General features: G+C 72.5%; 16 protein-coding genes. 9 read left to right on the forward strand and 7 right to left on the reverse strand.

Annotated elements, in window-relative coordinates; all coding sequences use genetic code 11:
• Window positions 1-114 precede the first annotated feature (114 nt).
• On the forward strand, window positions 115-1,191 hold the full coding sequence (locus tag CP975_RS32085) for a glycosyl hydrolase family 18 protein (RefSeq protein ID WP_246201701.1): 1,077 nt from the start codon (window positions 115-117) through the stop codon (window positions 1,189-1,191).
• 42 nt (window positions 1,192-1,233) lie between these two features.
• Here the strand turns inward: CP975_RS32085 and CP975_RS32090 are convergent, their stop codons facing one another.
• Window positions 1,234-2,664 carry an amidase gene (locus CP975_RS32090; protein WP_055530709.1) on the reverse strand — a complete coding sequence of 477 codons (1,431 nt, stop codon included), beginning with the start codon at window positions 2,662-2,664 and terminating at the stop codon, window positions 1,234-1,236.
• Window positions 2,665-2,823: 159 nt separating this feature from the next.
• Between CP975_RS32090 and CP975_RS32095 the strand changes: the two genes are divergently transcribed.
• Window positions 2,824-3,858, forward strand: coding sequence for a LacI family DNA-binding transcriptional regulator (locus CP975_RS32095; RefSeq protein WP_055530707.1), 1,035 nt, complete (start codon window positions 2,824-2,826; stop codon window positions 3,856-3,858).
• Between the two features lie 61 nt (window positions 3,859-3,919).
• On the opposite strand, the gene trxA is transcribed toward CP975_RS32095, so the two are convergent.
• Entirely contained in the window at window positions 3,920-4,309 is a 390-nt protein-coding gene (gene trxA / locus CP975_RS32100; RefSeq protein WP_055530705.1) for a thioredoxin, read from the reverse strand.
• 162 nt (window positions 4,310-4,471) lie between these two features.
• On the opposite strand from trxA, the gene CP975_RS32105 reads away from it, so the two are divergent.
• Window positions 4,472-5,896 (forward strand): dihydrolipoyl dehydrogenase family protein, encoded by a 1,425-nt coding sequence (locus CP975_RS32105; RefSeq protein WP_055530703.1) that lies wholly within the window; start codon window positions 4,472-4,474, stop codon window positions 5,894-5,896.
• A gap of 30 nt (window positions 5,897-5,926) precedes the next feature.
• A complete protein-coding gene (locus tag CP975_RS32110) occupies window positions 5,927-6,388 on the forward strand; it encodes a pyridoxamine 5'-phosphate oxidase family protein (RefSeq protein WP_055530701.1) in 462 nt (153 codons plus the stop codon).
• A 60-nt stretch (window positions 6,389-6,448) separates the two neighbouring features.
• Here the strand turns inward: CP975_RS32110 and CP975_RS32115 are convergent, their stop codons facing one another.
• Window positions 6,449-9,676 carry a bifunctional cytochrome P450/NADPH--P450 reductase gene (locus tag CP975_RS32115; protein ID WP_055530699.1) on the reverse strand — a complete coding sequence of 1,076 codons (3,228 nt, stop codon included), beginning with the start codon at window positions 9,674-9,676 and terminating at the stop codon, window positions 6,449-6,451.
• A 246-nt stretch (window positions 9,677-9,922) separates the two neighbouring features.
• Between CP975_RS32115 and CP975_RS32120 the strand changes: the two genes are divergently transcribed.
• A complete protein-coding gene (locus tag CP975_RS32120; protein ID WP_055530697.1) occupies window positions 9,923-10,660 on the forward strand; it encodes a PAS domain-containing protein in 738 nt (245 codons plus the stop codon).
• Here the strand turns inward: CP975_RS32120 and CP975_RS32125 are convergent.
• A complete protein-coding gene (locus CP975_RS32125) occupies window positions 10,657-11,976 on the reverse strand; it encodes an amidohydrolase (protein WP_055530695.1) in 1,320 nt (439 codons plus the stop codon). The two genes, CP975_RS32120 and CP975_RS32125, sit on opposite strands and share 4 nt — an antisense overlap.
• A 237-nt stretch (window positions 11,977-12,213) precedes the next feature.
• On the opposite strand from CP975_RS32125, the gene CP975_RS32130 reads away from it, so the two are divergent.
• The 3 genes from CP975_RS32130 (at window position 12,214) to crcB (CP975_RS32140) (ending at window position 14,299) form a co-directional block, all read left to right on the forward strand.
• Window positions 12,214-13,266, forward strand: coding sequence for an Lrp/AsnC family transcriptional regulator (locus tag CP975_RS32130; RefSeq protein ID WP_055530693.1), 1,053 nt, complete (start codon window positions 12,214-12,216; stop codon window positions 13,264-13,266).
• 146 nt (window positions 13,267-13,412) lie between these two features.
• Window positions 13,413-13,928: a fluoride efflux transporter CrcB gene (crcB, locus tag CP975_RS32135; RefSeq protein WP_055530691.1), complete on the forward strand. Its 516-nt coding sequence runs from the start codon at window positions 13,413-13,415 to the stop codon at window positions 13,926-13,928.
• Window positions 13,925-14,299 carry a fluoride efflux transporter CrcB gene (gene crcB, locus CP975_RS32140; protein WP_055530742.1) on the forward strand — a complete coding sequence of 125 codons (375 nt, stop codon included), beginning with the start codon at window positions 13,925-13,927 and terminating at the stop codon, window positions 14,297-14,299. The genes crcB (CP975_RS32135) and crcB (CP975_RS32140) overlap by 4 nt, the downstream gene beginning before the upstream one ends.
• 29 nt (window positions 14,300-14,328) lie before the next feature.
• Here the strand turns inward: crcB (CP975_RS32140) and CP975_RS32145 are convergent, their stop codons facing one another.
• From CP975_RS32145 to CP975_RS32155, 3 genes are all read right to left on the reverse strand, one after another.
• Window positions 14,329-15,258 (reverse strand): glycosyl hydrolase family 18 protein, encoded by a 930-nt coding sequence (locus tag CP975_RS32145; protein WP_055530740.1) that lies wholly within the window; start codon window positions 15,256-15,258, stop codon window positions 14,329-14,331.
• A gap of 74 nt (window positions 15,259-15,332) precedes the next feature.
• Window positions 15,333-15,914, reverse strand: coding sequence for a dihydrofolate reductase family protein (locus CP975_RS32150; RefSeq protein WP_055530689.1), 582 nt, complete (start codon window positions 15,912-15,914; stop codon window positions 15,333-15,335).
• A gap of 238 nt (window positions 15,915-16,152) precedes the next feature.
• Window positions 16,153-16,494, reverse strand: a complete 342-nt coding sequence (locus CP975_RS32155) for a tetratricopeptide repeat protein (protein WP_055530739.1) — start codon at window positions 16,492-16,494, stop codon at window positions 16,153-16,155.
• 126 nt (window positions 16,495-16,620) lie between these two features.
• Here CP975_RS32155 and CP975_RS32160 point away from each other — a divergent pair, with 126 nt between their 5' ends.
• Window positions 16,621-17,586, forward strand: coding sequence for a pirin family protein (locus CP975_RS32160; RefSeq protein ID WP_055530688.1), 966 nt, complete (start codon window positions 16,621-16,623; stop codon window positions 17,584-17,586).
• Window positions 17,587-18,540: the final 954 nt, after the last annotated feature.

An 18,540-nucleotide genomic window follows, 5' to 3' on the forward strand; every position in this document is an offset into this window, starting at 1 on the left:
CCCTCAAGGCCGTTCGCACAAGAGTGCCCCTGAAGCCGTTTTCGTACCGGGCCGCGGAACCTGTCCGGCCCAACCCGCGCGGCGAGAGCCCCCGGCGCCCCGCACGCTCGGTTTATGATGTTTCGTCACCCGCGCCGTGCCCGCGCCCTCGTCGCCCTCGCCGCTCTCGCGACGGCGGCAGCGGCGCTCCCGCAGGCCCGGGCCGCCTCCGACCCGGTTCCCCCGCCCGCCCCGGCCCCGCCGCCCCGCACGGCCTCCGCCTGGCTCCCGTACTGGGACCAGGACACCGCGTACGACACCGCCCTGCGCCACGCGGACCAGCTGCACACCGTCAGCCCCTTCTGGTACGAGACGAAGTTGGCCGGACGGATCGACCCGCACCTCCACGCGGAGGAGCGGCACGTCGTCGACGGGCTGCACGGCGCCGGCATCAAGGTCGTGCCGACCGTCATGGAGAGGATGCCGCGCGACGCCCTCGCCGGCGTGGTGACCGACCCGGCCCGCCGCGCCACCCACATCGAGACCCTGCTCGACGTCGTACGCAGACGTGACTACGACGGCCTCGATCTCGACTACGAGACCATCGCGCCGACCGGCGACGCCACGTACGAGAAGGTCCGCGACGGATACGCCACGATGGTCACCGACCTCTGCCGCCGGCTGCACGCCCTGAGCAAGCAGTGCGTCATCACCGTCTCGCCGAAGACCGCGGGCACCGGCCGCGTCTGGGACTACAAGCGGCTCGGCGCCGCCGCCGACCGGCTGCGCATCATGGCGTACAACCTCCACTGGGCCGAAGGCGCCCCCGGCCCCCTGTCGAGCCCCGCCTGGTACGACGAGATCCTGCGCCGCGCCACCGCCGAAGTACCGCCCGCCAAACTGGAGATGGGGCTGCCCGCCTACGGCTGGGACTGGGCCGTCGGCACACCGGGGCGCGCCCGGGCCGTGACGTCCAAGGAAGCGGAGGCGCTGCGCCGCAAGGTCGGCGCGCCCTACCGCCTCGACCCCGCCTCCAGCACACCCCACTTCACCTACCAGGAAGGCGGGACGACCCGGGAGGTCTGGTACCAGGACGCGCGCGGTACGGCCGCGCACCTGCCCGTCCTGCGGCGCCACGGCGTGGCCCACACCGTGCTGTGGGCACTCGGCTTCGAGGACCCGCAGCTGTGGCGGACACTGGCGGAGTTCTGAGAGCCGGCGCCGGCACCCCGGTCGGGCGGGCGCCGCGCCGGGTCATGCCGTCCGTTCCGCCTCCTGGGCCGGGGCCGGCCACTGCTCGTACCACCGCTGGTCCGCCTCCAACTGCGCGGCCAGGGACACCAGCAGCGGCTCGCTGCCCGCGGGACCGAGCAGCTGGGCGCCGACCGGGAGAGTGCCCGCGACCCGTCCCGCGGGGACGTTGACGCCCGGCCAGCCGAGGACGTTCCACGGCCAGGCGTAGGGGCAGGCGGCGATCATCGCCTGGTCGGTGCGCCAGCCGCTCATCGCCGCCAGCGCGCCGATCCGCGGCGGGGGAGTGGCCGTCGTCGGCGCGATCACCACGTCGTACGCGGAGAAGACCGCACCCACCCGACGGTGCAGCGCGGCCTCGGCGCGGCGTGCCAGGCGCAGCGGCGCACCGCCCAGCAGGCGCCCCATACGCGCCGCCTCCCGGGTGCGCCGGTCGAGGAGCGAGCTGTCGGGGACGTGCCGCGCCCACTCCGCGATGCCCGCCGTGGCGCGCGGCACGAACGCCAGCCCTATCCGACCGTAGTCCGGGTCGGCCTCCTCCACGTCGTGCCCGAGCGCGGCGAGCCGGTCCGCCAGCGCGACGACCCGCTGCCGCACCGCCGGATGCAACCGCTTGGGCGTCGCCGTGAACGGCATGCGCAGCGACAGCGCTATCCGCAGCCGCCCCGGGTCGCGGGTGGCGGCCTCGGCGGCGCGTACCGCGGGCGGCCGGTGCAGGTCACCCCGGTGGCTGCCGCTCGCCGCGTCGAGGAGCAACGCGGCATCGGCGACCGTCCTGGCGAGCGGGCCGTTGACGGTGATGCCGTGGAACGCCTCGGGCCACGGCCAGGTCGATATCCGGCCGCGCTGCGGCTTGATGCCGACCAGATGGGTCCAGGCGGCGGGTATCCGTACCGAACCCGCCCCGTCCGAGCCCAGCGCCGCGGGGACCAGACCCGCGGCCACCGCGGCCGCCGAGCCGCCCGACGAACCGCCGGGCGTATGACCGGGATTCCACGGGTTGCGCGTGTCGCCGAAGCCGGGCCCCTCCGTGAAGGGCCACTGCCCCAGCTCGCACGTATTGGTCTTGCCGACGATCACGGCACCGGACGCCCGCAGCCGCCGCACGGCCTCACAGTCCTCGGACTTCGGCGGGAAGTCACCCCTGCATCCGAACGCGGTCGGCTCACCCGCCACATCCATGTCGTCCTTGACGGCCAGCGGCACCCCCAGCAACGGCCGCCCCGCGAACGGCCCGCCCGCGGCCAACTCCCGGTCGGCGGCGTCCGCCTCGGCGAGCGCGGCCTCGGCCCGCACCCGCTTGAAGGCGTTCAACGAGGGCTGCGCCGCCTCGATCCTGGCCAGCGCCCGCTCGGTCAGCGCACGCGAGGACACCTCTCCCTCGGCCAGCGCGCGAGCGGTACGGGTCAGGCCTTCGGCACGGTCGGCAGTCATGTGGGGACACCTTCGGTCGACGACACGTGCCCGCACGTTAACCGGCGAGTAGCAGGCCGCGGAACGGCGGCGGAGGGGACAAGACCGAACCGCAGCAGGGAACTTCACCCGGCGCCCGCCGTTGGGCCGCCCACCGCCGTCTGCGAGGATGCCGATGTCATGGTGCAGATACCGAACCAGCAGCCGGCCAAGCGCTCCGTGCCGACAAGCGCCGACGTCGCACGCCTCGCGGGCGTCTCCCGCGCGACCGTCAGCTACGTCCTCAACAACGCCGGCACCGTACGGATCAGCGAGCCCACCCGCCGCCGCGTCCACGAGGCCGCCAGGGAACTGGGCTACGTCCCGCACGCGGCCGCCCGCAGCCTGCGCGCCGGACACAGCCGCATGGTTCTCATGCCCACGTCGGAGATACCGATGGGCCCGCTCTTCAGCCGGTTCTTCAACGAACTCCAGTGGGCGCTCAGCCGCCTCGACTACACCGTCGTGCAGTACGCGAGCCTCGGCATGACCGGCGAGGACGCCGCCCGCGCCTGGGCCGAGCTGCGCCCCGTGGCCGTCCTCGCCCCCGACACCTCCGCCCTCGGGCCGCACGGCGTGACGGTCCTGAAGCGGTCGGGCGCCAAGGCCGTCTTCACGCTCGGCCCGCAGCGCGTCGAGGGCGCGCACGCGCTCCTGATGGACGGACGCCGGGTGGGGGAGGCCGCCGCCCGGCACCTGCTGGCCCGGGGGCGGCGCCGGATCGGCGCCGTCGTCCCCGAGGAGCCCGGCCTCGACCTCTTCTCACGGCCCCGCGTCGAAGGCCTCCGCGCCGCCGTCGCGGACGCGCACATCGCAGGCGCCTCGGTCACCGAACTGCCCCTCGCCTACGAGGAGGGGTCCGCCGCCGGGCTCGCGGCGCGCTGGCGCTCGCTGGGCCTCGAAGGCGTCTTCGCGTACAACGACGAGTACGCGATGCTGCTGATGCGGGCCCTCCAGGACGAAGGCATCGCGGTCCCCGAAGAGGCGGCCGTCATCGGCTCCGACGACCTCATGCTCGGCAGACTGCTGAGGCCCCGGCTCAGCACCGTCCGCATCGAGCTGCCCTCCGGCCGCGGCCTCGCGGAACTCGTCGACCGCGTGGTGCGCGACCCGGGCGCCGAACCCGAGGTGCACGACATGCTCGGAGCGGCCGTCGTGCACCGCGAGTCCAGCTGAGAGCCCGCGCCGGGCTCCGAGGCCGGACCTTCGCGGCCCGGCCCCCTGATCTACCGGTGGCTCACTGCTCCTGTTCCTGCTGCTTGGACTGCTCCTCGGCGACCTGCCTGCGCACCTCGTCCATGTCCAGGTTCCTGGCCTGCCCGATGACGTCCGTCAGCGCCGCCTCGGGCAGCGCGCCCGGCTGGGCGAAGACCGCGACCTGATCGCGGACGATCATCAGGGTCGGGATGGACTGGATGTTGAAGGCGGCGGCCAGCTCCGGCTGGGCCTCCGTGTCGACCTTGGCGAAGACCAGGTCGGGGTTGGCCTCGGCGGCCTTCTCGTAGACCGGGGCGAACTGCTTGCAAGGACCGCACCACGAAGCCCAGAAGTCGATCAGAACGAACTCGTTGTCCGTGACCGTCCGGTCGAAGTTCTCCTTGGTGAGCTCCAGAGTCGCGTTGCTCATGGTGTCCCTGCTTCCTGTGTGGGGCATGGCCGCTGTCCACAACGGCCGATGGTGCGAACGTATTCCGCCCGTCCGCGCACGGAGCCGGTCCGTGCGTGCACGGGCGTGTTCCGCGCGCGTACCCATGTGGCCACGGCGCACACCTGCCGACAGACTGTCCCCATGACGGATGCCAAGACGTACGACGTAGTAGTCATCGGTGCAGGTCCCGTGGGGGAGAACGTCGCGGACCGGGCCCGCGCGGCGGGGCTGAGCGCCGCGATCGTGGAGAGCGAACTCGTCGGAGGCGAGTGCTCCTATTGGGCGTGCATGCCCAGCAAGGCCCTGCTGCGCCCCGTCATCGCCCGCGCGGACGCCCGCCGCGTCCCCGGGCTGCGCCAGTCCGTGGGGGGCCCGCTCGACGCGGCCGCGGTCCTCGCGCACCGCGACGACTACACCTCGCACTGGAAGGACGACGGCCAGGTCGGCTGGCTGGAGGGCGTCGGCGTCGACCTCTACCGGGGCCACGGCCGCGTCGCCGGACCCCGCCAGGTCACGGTCGCCGGCACGGACGGCACCGAGACCGCGCTGCGGGCCCGCCACGCGGTCGCCGTCTGCACCGGCACCCGCGCGGCCCTGCCCGACCTGCCGGGCCTCGCCGACGTCAAGCCGTGGACGAGCCGCGAGGCGACCGCCGCGGACCGCGTGCCGGACCGCCTCCTGGTGGTGGGCGGCGGCGTCGTCGCCGTGGAGATGGCCACGGCCTGGCAGGCGCTGGGATCGAGCGTGACCGTACTCGTGCGGGGCGGGGGCCTGCTGCCCCGCATGGAGCCGTTCGCGGGCGAGCTGGTCCAGGAGGCCCTGACGGAGGCGGGCGCCGAGATCCGCTCCGGTGTCTCCGTCACCGCTGTCACACGCGAGAACGGCACGGTCACCGCGACCCTGGACGACGGCTCGACCCTCCGGGCGGACGAGATCCTCTTCGCCACGGGCCGTGCACCGCGCACGGACGACATCGGCCTGGAGACGGTGGGCCTGGAGCCCGGCTCGTGGCTGCCGGTCGACGAGAGCCTGCGCGTGGCGGGCAGCGACTGGCTGTACGCGGTGGGCGATGTGAACCACCGCGCTCTCCTCACCCACCAGGGCAAGTACCAGGCCCGCGTCGCGGGCGCCGCCATCGCCGCCCGCGCCCAGGGCGTCCCCCTCCTGGAGACCGACCGCTGGGGCGCCCACGCCGCCACCGCCGACCACGCAGCCGTACCCCAGGTGGTCTTCACCGACCCGGAGGCGGCCTCGGCGGGCCTGACCCTCGCGGAGGCCGAGGCCGCGGGGCACCGGGTGCGCGCCGTCGACTACGACATGGCGGGCGTCGCGGGCGCGGGCCTCTACGCCGACGGCTACCGGGGCCGCGCCCGCATGGTCGTCGACCTGGACCGCGAGATCCTCCTCGGCGTCACCTTCGTCGGCCCCGGCGTCGGCGAACTCATCCACTCGGCGACGATGGCGGTGGCCGGGGAGATCCCCCTGGACCGCCTGTGGCACGCGGTCCCGGCCTACCCGACGATCAGCGAGGTCTGGCTGCGGCTCCTGGAGACGTACCGCGGCTGAACCTCACCCGGCAGGCTAGGGTCGTCGGTCATGCAGATCACGCAGCACACGTACCGCGATGTGTCGCAGCGGCAGCGCGACACCCTCGAACGGCTCGCTTCGGAACGGGACATATGGGTCTCGACGGCGCACCCGGACCACGGCCCGCACCAAGTGCCCCTGTGGTTCCTGTGGGACGGGCAGGCGGTGTGGATGTGCACCGGCGCGAACTCCGCGACCGCGCGCAACGCCCGCGAGGAACCCCGGGTGCGCCTGGCCCTGCCCGACACCGCCGACGTGGTGCTCCTGAAGGGGGAGGCGGAGTGCTTCCCGGCCCAAAAGGTGCCGACGGAGGCTGCGGACGCGTTCACCGCGAAGTTCGGGTGGGACCCCCGCGAGGGGGAGGGCCCCTTCACCTATCTCCGGGTGGTGCCGAAAACCGTGCTGGCGTGGCGCGACGAGCCGGAACTGCGCGGCCGGGTCATCATGCGCGAGGGGGCGTGGCTCGCCTAGCGCACGCCACGCACGCCCCTCGCTCCACCGCCGAGGACGCCTTCTGCCGGGTCCGGCCTCTCAGCTGCTCGCGTACACGTCCTCGACGTAGCGCCCCTCGGTGACCAGGTCCCGCCACCAGGCCTCGGCCTCGGCCGCGTCGCCGCCCGCGAACTTCGTACGCACGCTCTGGAACGCCTCCCGCACCCCGGGGGCCATCCGGGAACCGTCGCCGCAGACGTGGACCGCGGCCCCCGCCTCGAGCAGGCGCCAGACCTCCTCGGCCTCGGCCGCGATCCGGTGCTGGACGAAACGCAGGTCACCCTCGGGGGCCTTGGAGTACGTGGGGCGCATGGACACCGCGCCCGCGCGTTCCGCGTCCTCCAGTTCCGCCCGGTGCAGATAGTCGACGTCCGGGTGGTCGCAGCCGAAGTAGCACAGCGCCGGGGCGAGTTCGCCGCCACCGCGCAGCCGCTCCAGGCGGTCGGCGATCGCTCCGCGGAAGGGGGCGAGGCCCGTTCCCGCGCCGACCATGATGACCGGCGCACGACCGTCGCAGGGAAGGCGGAATGAGTCCCGGCACGGCTGCACGCGCGCGTGCAGCGTGTCCCCGGGCCGTACGCGGTGGAGATACGAGGAACCCGTGCCGCGGAAGGTCCCGCGGCCCGAGCGGTCCGGCGCTGACAGGAGCGAGACCATCAGGTCGGCGTGGCGCGGTGAGGCGGCGGGGGACGAGGATATGGAGTAGTGGCGGGGCCGGACCGGCGGCAGCAGTTCGAGCAGCGCGGGCCAGGGCAGCTGCCCCCGCAGCGCCGGATGGTCCTCGACCAGATCGAGCAGGCAGCCGGGCCGTTCTGCCAACGCCTGTTGATCGGCGGCCAGTTGCTCCAGGGTGATCCGCTCGGGCGGGCACGGGTTGTGCCCGGCGAGCAGAGCCACCTGCTCCGCGGTCGGGGCGTCGTGCAACTCCACGTACCTGCTGAGCAGTTCACGGGCGATGACCGGCCGGTCGAGCGGCAGGGTGGCCCGTCCGGGCTTGTGCGCCCGGATGTTGAGGACCGCTTCCAGGTCGACCCCGAGAACGGCCGCAGCACGCTCGACCGACTCGGGTGCGTTGACCGGCAGGACACTCAGGTGGTCGGCGGTGCGGTAGGTCACGCCGTCGGGGAGCGCGACGCGCAGGAACCGCTTCGGGCGGGCCAGCGGGTGCGCGGGGTCGACCAGGTCGGCGCTCTCCGCCACCGTCATCGCCACCGTGCCGTGCCGCGCGGCCAGCGCGTCCAGCGGCCCGCCGGTGACCTCCACGACGTCATAGGCCCGGGGCGGGGGAGCGGTGTCGCCCGCCCCGACGCTCCTCGGGTCGCCGTAGCGCTCCAGCAGCGTGTCGCGCAGCGCCGAGGCGAAGCGCCGTACCGAACCGGCCAGATCTCCGGAGGCGTCGGCTTCCACGCGCTCCATGAGGCGGCTCGCGCCGGACGCCGCGAGCCCCTCGTCGATGAGGGTGGGCACCCGCTGATAGGTCGCGGCCCAGTTCCGGTCCCCGACGCCGAGAACCGTGTACGGCACCGCGCGGGCGGCGTCCGGCCCCGCTTGTGTCAGCCAGTCCACGAACTGGTGTGCGTCATCGGTGGGTTGGCCGTTGTACGAGGCCGCGACGATCGCCACCGGAGTATCGGCGGCCAGGGTGCCGACGGCCTCGTCCAGAGGTGAGACGCGTACGTCGAAGCCCAGCTCCGCGGCCTGCTCGCCGAGTTGCTCCGCGTACGCCCGGCAGGTCCCGAAGTTGGAGCCGTGCAGCAAGGCCAGCGCGGTACCGGGAAGCACCCGGGCCGGCAGACCGTCCCGTCCCCGATCGGCTGCGGCGCCCGCCCCGTTCACCGGACCGGCCGACCCCGTGAGGGACGTCAGCTCGCGCAGCGCGGACCGGCTCCGTTCGCGGTCCTCGGGCGTGCGGGCGGCCAGGGTCATGGTGAAGCCGTCGGGCTTGAGGGTGAGGGTCTCCTTGACGGACAGGTCGTAGCCCGCGTGGTCGATGAACCGGTAGCGGTGCACGAGCATGCCGAGCAGCATCGTGGCCTCGTGCAGAGCGAACTGACGCCCGATGCAAGCGCGTTCACCGGTGCCGAACGGCTTGTACGCGTGGGGGGAGCGGGCCGCCTCCGCCTCGGGGGCGAAGCGTTCCGGATCGAACTCCTCGACGTTGTCGCCCCACACCGGATCCCGGTGCAGCATCGGGGTGAGCACCACCACGGACTCGCCCGCCCCGAGCGGATAGTGACCGCCGATCGTCGTGTCGAAGCGGGCCCGGCGCTGGAACGCGGGGGCGGTGGGCCACAGCCGCAGCGCTTCGTTGAGGACCTGGCGTACGTAACGCAGCCTGCCCACGTCCTCGTACGACGGTTCGGGGTCCGGCGTGTCACCCCACAGCGTGTCCACCTCGGACTGGGCGCGGTGCAGCGCCGCCGGGTTCTTCAGCAGGTAGTAGAGGGCGAAGGCGAGCGTGCCCGACGTCGTCTCGTGCCCGGCGATCAGGAAGGTGATGACCTGGTTGCGGATGTTGGCCTCGTCCAGCGCCTCCCCGCTCCCGGGATGGGGGGAGTTGAGCATCAGGCCGAGCAGATCGTCGGTGGAGGTGTCGCCCGCCGCCTTGCGGGCGTCGATCACCTCGTCGACGATCCGCGCCAGGAAGAGGGCGTCGGCGGCGAACTGCCCGTCCTCGGCCGCGTAGTCCCCGCCCGGCACCCGGGCCAGCTTCGCCTGACTGTGCCCGAGCGCCCGTACGAGCGCTTCGACGAAGGGGTGGGGATCGGTGCGGCCGAACGACTCGAAGTCGTAGCCGAAGCCGGACAGGCCGATGGTGTCCAGCGTCATCCTCGTCATGTCCTCCGAGACGCCCACCGGCGCGGACTCGGCCGCGCCCGGTGTGAACCGGCCGTCCCAGGAGGCGATGAGGCGCCGGGCCACGCGCAGCATGTGCGGGTGGTACGTACGCATGGAGTTCATGGCGAAGGCGGGGAGCAGGATGTCGTGCGCCTTGGCCCAGTTGGGCTCGTCGTCGTACGCGGTGAACAGGCCGTCACCGGCGATGCCCCGGACGTTCTGTAGAGCGGGCCCGACGCCCTTGGCGAAACGCGTCTCGTCGGACAGTTCCTCGACAAGACCGAGGGAGGAGGCGAAGGCGACGTCGCGGCCGTGGTAGCGGCGGACGTAGAGCGGGCCGTGCCGGCGCGCGAGCTCCACGGCCTGCTGAACGGGGGTGCTGGTCAGTCCGGTTGCCGTGACATCGACGACGGTGGGGGATTCGCTCATGGCCAGTGCCTCTTCCCAGGGGTGCGGGGGAGTGGAGAGCCTGTGCCGCGACGTCGGCTCAGGCCCGGAGCGCCCGCTGCGCCGGGCGCCGCGTATACCGTCGCCCGCCCCGGCCGACGGACCGCCACGAGAACTACGTAATCTTGTAGGGGCCTTTTCCCCACCGCGGCTTGCGCGGACAGGGGGGACGTGTTTAGGCGACGTGTTCATGGGGCGCGGTTCATCGGGCGCAGAGGAGGTGCGGGCGTGTCCCGGTCGGAGGGGGCACCGGACGGGCCCGGAGAGGCGGACGCGGCCGTGTGGCGGGGCAGGTTCCTGAGCCTGCTCGACCGTTCCCCGGCGCCGACCGCCATCAGCAGCGGCGACGGGGTGGTCTCGGTCGCCAACCCCGCCTTCGCCAGGGCCCTGGGACTCCAGCCGGGCCGGGTCGCGAACCGGCCACTGCTGGACCTGCTCACCCCCACCAACCGACAGCAGCTCCGCAAGCTGGACGAGGCCATGCGCTCCGGCCGCAGGTCCCGCTACCCGGTCGAAGTGAGCTGGACGGCCGGGGCGACGCCCCGCCACGGACAGCTGACCGTCGAGCCGGTCACCGACCCACTGGAGGACACACCGCCCCTGCTGGTGACGCTGCGCGTGGCACAGGAACGGACGGACGCCCCGGGGCGCGGCACCCGGGCGCGGCCGGACGAGGCGGGGGACGATGTCGCGCACCCGTCCCTGAGTGCGCAGGAGGCCCGCATCCTGCGCCTGGTCGCGGGCGGCGCCACGACATCGGTGGTCGCGCGGACCGTCGGGATCGGCGTCGACGGCGTCAACTACCACCTGACCCGGCTGTGCCGGCGGCTGCGGGCTCAGAACCGGACGGCGCTGGTGGCCCGGGCGTACGTGCTGGGCCTCCTCGACCCGACGGCGTGGCCGCCCGCGGTCGCGCCACCCACCGCGCGCCACACCTCGGCACCCACCTCCGCCGGTCCCCGCTAGGCCCTGCGGTTCACCTCGGCCGTGCCCGTCAGCCACTGCGCCGCCGCCGCGAGCAGCGCCGTCACCCCCACCTCGATGGCCGGGCCGGGCAGCGGCGCGAACAGGGCGGAGTGGTTGGCGGGGATGGTGGGAGGTATCCCGTCCTCCAGCAGGGCATCGGGGTCGAGGCCCGCGAACAGGGCGGGGTCGGCGCCGCCGAAGTGCCAGAAGACGGAGGGGACTTCGAGCGCGGTGCCGAAGGCGCCGAAGTCCTCGCTGCCGATCAGCGGCCGCGGCAGGGTGAACACGCGCCCTTCGCCGAGCGCCGCGACGAGGGCGGAGCGGACCGTGGCGGTGGCCGCGTGGTCGTTCACGGTGACGGGGAAGGAGTTCAGCTCCGTGATCTCCGGCTCCCTGGGGGCGCCGGACGCGGCCGCCTCGGCGCGGATGATCCGCTCGACGGCGGCGAGGACCCGTTCCCGTACGGCGGGAGTCGTGGAGCGGATGTTGACCTTGAGCTCGACCATGTCCGGGATGATGTTCTCCTTGGTGCCGCCGTGGATCGCCCCTACGGTCACCACGGCCGCCTGCGCCGCTCCCACCTCTCGCGAGACCACGGTCTGTAGGCGCAGCACGACCGCGGCCGCGAGCACCACCGGGTCCACGGTGCTCTCGGGCATCGAACCGTGCCCGCCGCGCCCGAAGAGCCGCACCCGCAGACTGTCGGAAGCCGCCATCAGCGGCCCCGGCCGGGTGCCGACGAAGCCGACGGGCGCGGGCGCCACATGCTGGCCCAGGCACACCTCGGGGCGCGGGAAGCGCTCGCGGAAGCCGTCCTCGATCATCGCCGGCGCCCCGCCCACCTCCTCGGCCGGCTGGAACACCGCCACCACCGTGCCGCGCCAGGCCTTCCGGTTGGCGGCCAGCTGCGCGGTGGCGCCGAGGAGACAGGTGACGTGCATGTCGTGCCCGCACGCGTGCATCACGGGGACCTCCTCCCCATCACTGCCGACCGCGGTCCGCCCGGAGGTGTAGGGGAGTCCCGTCTCCTCCTTGACGGGCAGCCCGTCCATGTCGGCGCGCAGCAGCACCACAGGCCCCTCGCCCGCGGTGAGCACGCCGACGACTCCCGTACCGGCCACCCCTTCGGTGACCTCCCAGCCCTGCTCCCGCAGCCGCGCGGCGACGACGCCCGCCGTACGCACCTCCTGGAAGGACAGCTCGGGGTGGGCGTGCAGGTCCTCGTAGAGCGTGCGCAGACCGGGCAGCCGTCCGTCGAGGCCGGACAGCAGCGGGGCCACGGGTGCGGGCGTGCGGGTGTCATCGGCAGATGTCATGAGTGCTCCAGGGGGGAGGCGGTGGGCAGTGAGCAGGGCCAGCAGGTGACCGCAGGGCGCCGAACCGGTCGGCCGGCAGCCCGGCGCGCGGCATCGGACGCCGACGAGCCCGCCCGACAGGGGCGACCAGGGGGCGGGCGCCAAGCGGACACGGCTCTCCTCTCGACAGTGGCCGATACTGGGCGTCGGCCGGCAAGTACCCCCACGATCCGGCCCGGGCACGAAGGAGGAGCGAAATTGCCGGAAAGCGTCTCCCCACGCGAGATCGCCCCGGATTCCGACACCCGGTTCTCCGAGCTGGACCTCGCGCTCGTCGACGCCCTGCAATCCGCGCCCCGCGCCCCGTGGACCCGCATCGGCCGCGCGCTCGGCGTGGACGCGACCACCGCGGCCCGCCGTTGGGATCGGCTGCACGCCAACCGTCTCGCCTGGATCACCGCCCACGCCTCGGCGAAGCTGGCGACCGTCGCCTACGTCGAGGTGCGCTGCTGCCCGCGCTCCCTCGAAACGGCCGTCGCCGCCCTCGCCGAACTGCCGTGGGTGTTCAGCATCGACGAGACGGCGGGGGACTTCGACCTCTTCGTGTCCGTCGCCGCCACCGACCTGCCCTCGCTCGGCCGCTCGGTGCACGGCGTCATCGGCGGCCTGCCGGGCGTGCGCTCCACGCGCACCCGGCTCGGCATCAGGCTCTACGGCGAAGGGGGCGACTGGCGTATCCGAGCGATGGAACCGGCGGGCCGCGCCACCCTGTCCCCGCCGCGTGCCGTGCGGCACTCCACTCGCGGCACGGACACGCACGGCTCCCGGGCGGCGGATAGCCAGGAGCTGGTCAGGGCCCTCGGCGGCGACGGCAGGCTCGGCTACACCGAACTCGGCGCGGCGACCGGCATCAGCGAGCACACCGCCCGGCGCAGGCTCCGGCGTCTGATCAACGGCGGAGACATCACCTTCCGCTGCGACCTCGCGCACCCCCTGGCGGGCCTCTCGACCATGGTGATCTACCGCGCGACCGTCCCGCACGCCGATCTCGACCCCACCGGGAACGCACTGGCCCGCATGGAGCAGGTCCGCATGTGCGCCTCCGTCAGCGGCCCGCACAACCTCCTCGTCATCGTCTGGCTGCACGGCCTGGACGCCATCGCCCCCTTCGAGCTGGCGCTCACCCAGCGCTTCCCGGCGCTGGAGGTCAAGGACCGCACGGTGGGCCTCCACTCGGCCAAGCGCATGGGCCGGCTCCTCGACGCCCACGGCCGCGCCACGCGCCATGTCCCACTCGCCCTGCCGGGTTAGCCTGGTACCAGCGGCGATCTTGCGTCTTCGCGCCGCGCGGCGGTGGGGCCCGCCGTACCCGAACCGCGGCGACCCGCCGCCAACGGTCCCTACTTGCGAACGAGCGCGCCTGCCGACGGGCGACGGCGAGTAGGAGGCGTACACCCATGGAAGCCCGGCGGCCCGAAGCGGCCGGCGAACCCACGGACCCCGACATCGACCTGTCCGCACCCGTACCCGAGTCCGAGTCCGTGGCCGCGCGGCGGAGCGGGCGGCCACGCGGCGGGCAGGGGCTGATCACCGCCGCCGTGGCGGTGGGCGGCGGCATCGGGGCGGCGGCGCGCTATGGCGCGTCCCTCCTGTGGCCGGTGGCGGCCCATGACTTCCCCTGGCCGACACTCGCGGTGAACGCCCTCGGCTGCGCGGTCATCGGCGTCTTCATGGTGCTGATCACCCACGTGTGGGCCGCGCACCGCCTGGTGCGGCCGTTCTTCGGCACGGGCGTGCTCGGCGGCTTCACCACCTTCTCGACGTACGCGGTGGACATCGAGCGCCTCGTGAGCGGCGGTCACGCCCGCACGGCGCTGGCCTACCTGGCACTGACCCTGCTGGCCGCGCTCGCCGCGGTGGGGAGCGCGGCGTGGACGACGCGGCGGCTGGTGACGTGGAGGCGGTCATCGTGAACTGGCTGATCGTGGTCGCCGGGGGGATGATCGGCGCGCCGCTGCGCTATCTGACCGACCGCGCCGTCCAGGCACGCCACGACACGGACTTCCCCTGGGGGACCTTCACCGTCAACGTCGTGGGGAGCCTGGTCCTCGGTGTGCTCACCGGCGCCGTCACGGCGGGCGCCGCGTCCTCCCAGGCGCAGCTGTTCCTCGGCACCGGACTGTGCGGGGCCCTGACGACGTACTCGACCTTCTCGTACGAGACGCTGCGGCTCGCCGAGGAGGGGGCGCGGTTCTACGCGGTCGCCAACGCGCTCGGCAGCGTCCTCGCGGGCCTCGGCGCGGCCTTCGCGGGGATGACCGTCGCCGAGGCCTTGTGGCTGTGACGCGGGGGCTCTTCCGGGGCCGCGGCGCTTCAGCGCTTCAGCACGGAGGAGACCTCGGCCGCCCACTTCCAGGGCGCGGCGGTGCCGCCGGGCGCGGAGTTGAAGTACTCCCAACCGGCCACGCCGCCGAACGCCCGGTGCTTGGCCGCGAGCGCGCGCAGTGTCGACTTGAGCGTCGTCATGCCGACATAGCCGCTGCCGCCGTTGGCCGGTGAGGTGAGCGTGCCCGCGACCACCTTGGACGCGGGAATCAGGCCGCGCGCGATGATGGCGTCGTAATCGGCCGTGGAGTTCATGCGGCCCCAGCCGTTGTAGAACTGCGCGTTGAACCACGCGATGTCAGCGCCGCGGCTGCGGTAAAGGTCGTCGTAGTCGAACCCGGAGAGATTTCCGCCGCCCTTCAGCGCGCTGCCGACCGGCGCGAGCGTAATGAGGAAATCGGCACCGAAGTCGGCGCGCAGCGCGCCGATGACGCGCTCGATGCCGGCCAGCGACATCTCCTCCTCGACATCGAGGTCGACGCCGTCGAGGTCGTACTGCCGGATGAAGTCCCGCAACAGCGGGTAATACGTGTCGAATTCGTTGTCGAGCCGGGTGAAGCTCCCGGGCGCCGCGCCACCGACCATCGCGAGCACGTGCACGCCCTTGCCGCGCAAGGTCTTCAGATCGCGCCACATCCGGTCGTACTTGGCCGAGTGGGGCGGGTCGTCGTTCAAGTGGACCGGGGCGTAAGGGCCGTTGAGATCATTGAGGTGCACCGCGGCCACCAGCACGTCCGTCACGCCGGTGTTGCGCTCGGTGAGCGCGAGCGGTGACACGTACGTGCCATTCGTGTACTGCGTCTGGTAATAGACGACCACGCGCTTGTCCGACGCGGAGGGATTCCGTGCCGCCATCGCCGTACCGCCCGATGCGGCGGTAGCCGCCAGTGCCGCGAGCAGAACGCTGCGCCTCTTCATGCTCATCTCTCCCCTGGGTCGAAGTCGCCGCAATTCTTACGGGGGTTGCGGCGGATCGCTAGGGAGAGACGGAACTAATGCGCATTAGTTGGGGAGCCGGCGAGTTGGTGGCGAAGCTGTACGACGCCGCTGCCGAAGGTCCGTGTCCCGGCGAGCCGGAGGTCGGCCTTCACGTCCGGCGCCAGGAACATGGGCTTTCCTCGGCCGATCACGACCGGGTGGACGTAGGTGTGGATCTCGTCGATCAGCCCCAGGCGCAGGAAGGTGGCGGCGAGATCGGCTCCGCCGAGGGCGAGGTCACCGCTCGCCTTCTCCTTGAGCGCGCGGATCTCCTCCGGGACCACCTCACGCAGGATCGTGGTGTTCCAGCCCGCCTGGCGCAGGGTGCGCGAGAAGACGTACTTGGGTGTGTCCCGCCAGATCCCGGCGAACTGCGCCTCGATCTCGCCGCACGACGGATCCTGATCGGCGGTCGGCCAGTAGGCGTCCATCAGCTCCCAGGTCACCCGGCCGTCCAGGAACGCGCCGAGCGTTCCGCACCAGTCGTTGAAGTGGCGGTGCAGCTCGTCGTCGACCCGGTGCCAGTCGATTTCGCGGTTCGGCCCCTCCATGAACCCGTCCAGGGACACCGACATCGTCCAGATGATCTTTCCCATGGCGGTCCTCGCAGTGGTTGTGACGGCGACGCGTGATGGCGACACGTGATGGCGGCGCCCGAGATACGGGACGGCGGAAAACCTCGTCAGTACGGGACGGATAGTGTCGTCGCCGCGGTCGCGGGGGGCCTGTTTGTGACGATACGCCGGGGATCGCCACGGGGCGGTGCGTGGGAACGGGTTGCGCCCGACGGAGGGCGGGCCGACGCCCACGCGGTGACGCTGATGCCCCCTCGCCTCACACCTCGGCGAAGCCGCCGCTCAGCGCCGCGGCCAGCCGCAGATGGGGTGCCGCGTCGGCCGTCCGGCCCTGTCGCTCCAGCGTGCGCCCCAGCATCAGCCTGGCGTAGCCCTCGACCGGGTCCAGCTCGATCACCTTGCGCAACTCGCCCTCGGCGCGCACCAGTTGGGCCGAGTGGTAGTAGGCGCGGGCGAGCAGCAGCCGCGGGGCGACCTGCTCGGGCACCTCGTCGGCCAGGGCGTCGAGGATCCCCGCCGCCGTCACGTACTCCTTGGCGTCGAAGAACTGCCGGGCGCGCTCCCAGCGCTCCGCCGCGGTCCCGTGGCCGTAATACGTCATCTCCACTGTCTGCCTCCTTCGGGCGCTGCAACGACTCCACGTGGTTGAATATTCCACCACTCCTGGTGTGGGTGATGCACCGACGGGGGACTGACGTGCGGCGCCCCCGGGGCTAGGTTGTGCGGCATGAGCAATGTTGATCGCGAGGCGGTTCCGAGCCGGTGCGGCGGCCGAGGGTTCGTCGTCGCGGAACCGGTACGGGAACTCCTCAGCCCCCGGCGGGTGAAGCTCGGCGAGTCCACCGAAGTCCGCCGACTGCTGCCCAACCTCGGACGCCGCATGGTCGGCGCCTGGTGCTTCGTCGACCACTACGGCCCCGACGACATCACGGACGAGCCCGGCATGCAGGTGCCGCCCCACCCGCACATGGGCCTCCAGACGGTCAGCTGGCTGCACGACGGCGAGGTCCTGCACCGCGACTCCACCGGCAGCCTGCGGACCATCGGCCCTCGCGAGCTGGGCCTGATGACCTCGGGCCGGGCCATCTCCCACTCCGAGGAGAGCCCGAGGTCGCACGCCCGCTATCTGCACGGCGCGCAGCTGTGGGTCGCCCTGCCCGACACCGACCGCCACACGGCCCCGCACTTCGAACACCACGCGGAGCTTCCCCGGATCACCGCGCCCGGCCTGAGCGCGACGCTGATCCTGGGCGCCCTCGACGGGGCGACCTCTCCCGGCACGACGTACACCCCGATCGTCGGCGCGGACCTCACCCTGGCCGACAGCGCGGACGTACGCCTCCCGCTGGAGCCGGACTTCGAGTACGCGGTCCTGTCCATGTCCGGCGAGGCCCACGTCGACGGCGTCCCGGTCCTCCCCGGCTCCATGCTCTACCTGGGCTGCGGCCGCACCGAACTCCCCCTGCGCGCCGAGTCGAACGCGTCCGTGATGCTCCTGGGCGGCGAGCCGTTCGAGGAGGAACTGGTCATGTGGTGGAACTTCGTCGCCCGCTCCCACGAGGAGATCGAGGAGGCCAGGACCGCCTGGACGACGGGCACCCGCTTCGGCGAGGTAAAGGGTTACGACGGCGCGCCGCTGCCCGCGCCGGAACTGCCGCCGGTGGCGCTGAAGCCGCGGGGGAGGGTGCGCTGAGCTGGGGTTTCGCGTCTGAGGCAGGCGAGCGGGAGTCTCTCGGGAGAGGCCGTGATCGCTAGCGGCGGGCATACCGGAAGGGTTGGGCCGATCCCGGACGTGATCAGCCCGACGGCGGGTCGCGGCTTGCGCGTGTCGGCATGTGTGACCAGGTCTAATCGGACTCATGCCGACCTTCTGGTGACTCTACTGACGAGTAATCAGATCGGTGGTCCTTGACTGTGTGCTGGTGGGAGAGCAGGCGCCGCCATGCTTCGAGCGGGGGCAGCGGCATTGTTTCGCTTGCTGACCGTCTGATACTGACTGATCGAGGGGACTTGTCCACGACCCATGACCGCGCCGCGGCCTGGGTCCCGTTTATGCCCGGCGCAGGGTGCCTCCCGGGGTGCGACGGAGGCGTCAATGACTGCATATTCATTCGGCCGACGGCCGTTTCGTGGCGAGCGGCGTGGACTTACGCTCTATGCGTGGTTTGGGGTGATCAGGGCGCTGGGCAGCGTAGTGATCCATGCGTTCGGAGTGCAGCAGATTCTTCGTCTGTTGGCGGTACACGGCCTTATCCGCATCTGACCCGCGGGAAAGCGCTGGGTCGCCCACTGTAAAACTGAGTTGGGCCGCGCATGATCCGGATTGGTGTGCGAAGTCAGCGGGGAGCTTCACGCTGTCACCATGGCGCAGGCGTAATAACCGGCCAGGAGCGTCCAGGCGATCTGGAGTGGTGGCGTTGGGCCGTTCCAGGGCCTTGTGAGGTCGGGACTGCCGTGCTGATGCTGAGCCGTGTGTGAGAAACGCGCGAGAGGTATGGGCCCGTCGGCTGGCGCCGGTGAGGGGATCTGCGTGTGGCGGTCGGCGCTGTAACTGGCCGGGACAGTCCTCCTTGGGATGATGCAGGCTGTCTGTCATAGCCTCGCTAGGCGGTGGCCCCTGTGCTGACCATGGGCCTTCGTGATCGTG

Source organism: Streptomyces alboniger (genome assembly GCF_008704395.1).
Lineage (GTDB): Bacteria > Actinomycetota > Actinomycetes > Streptomycetales > Streptomycetaceae > Streptomyces > Streptomyces alboniger.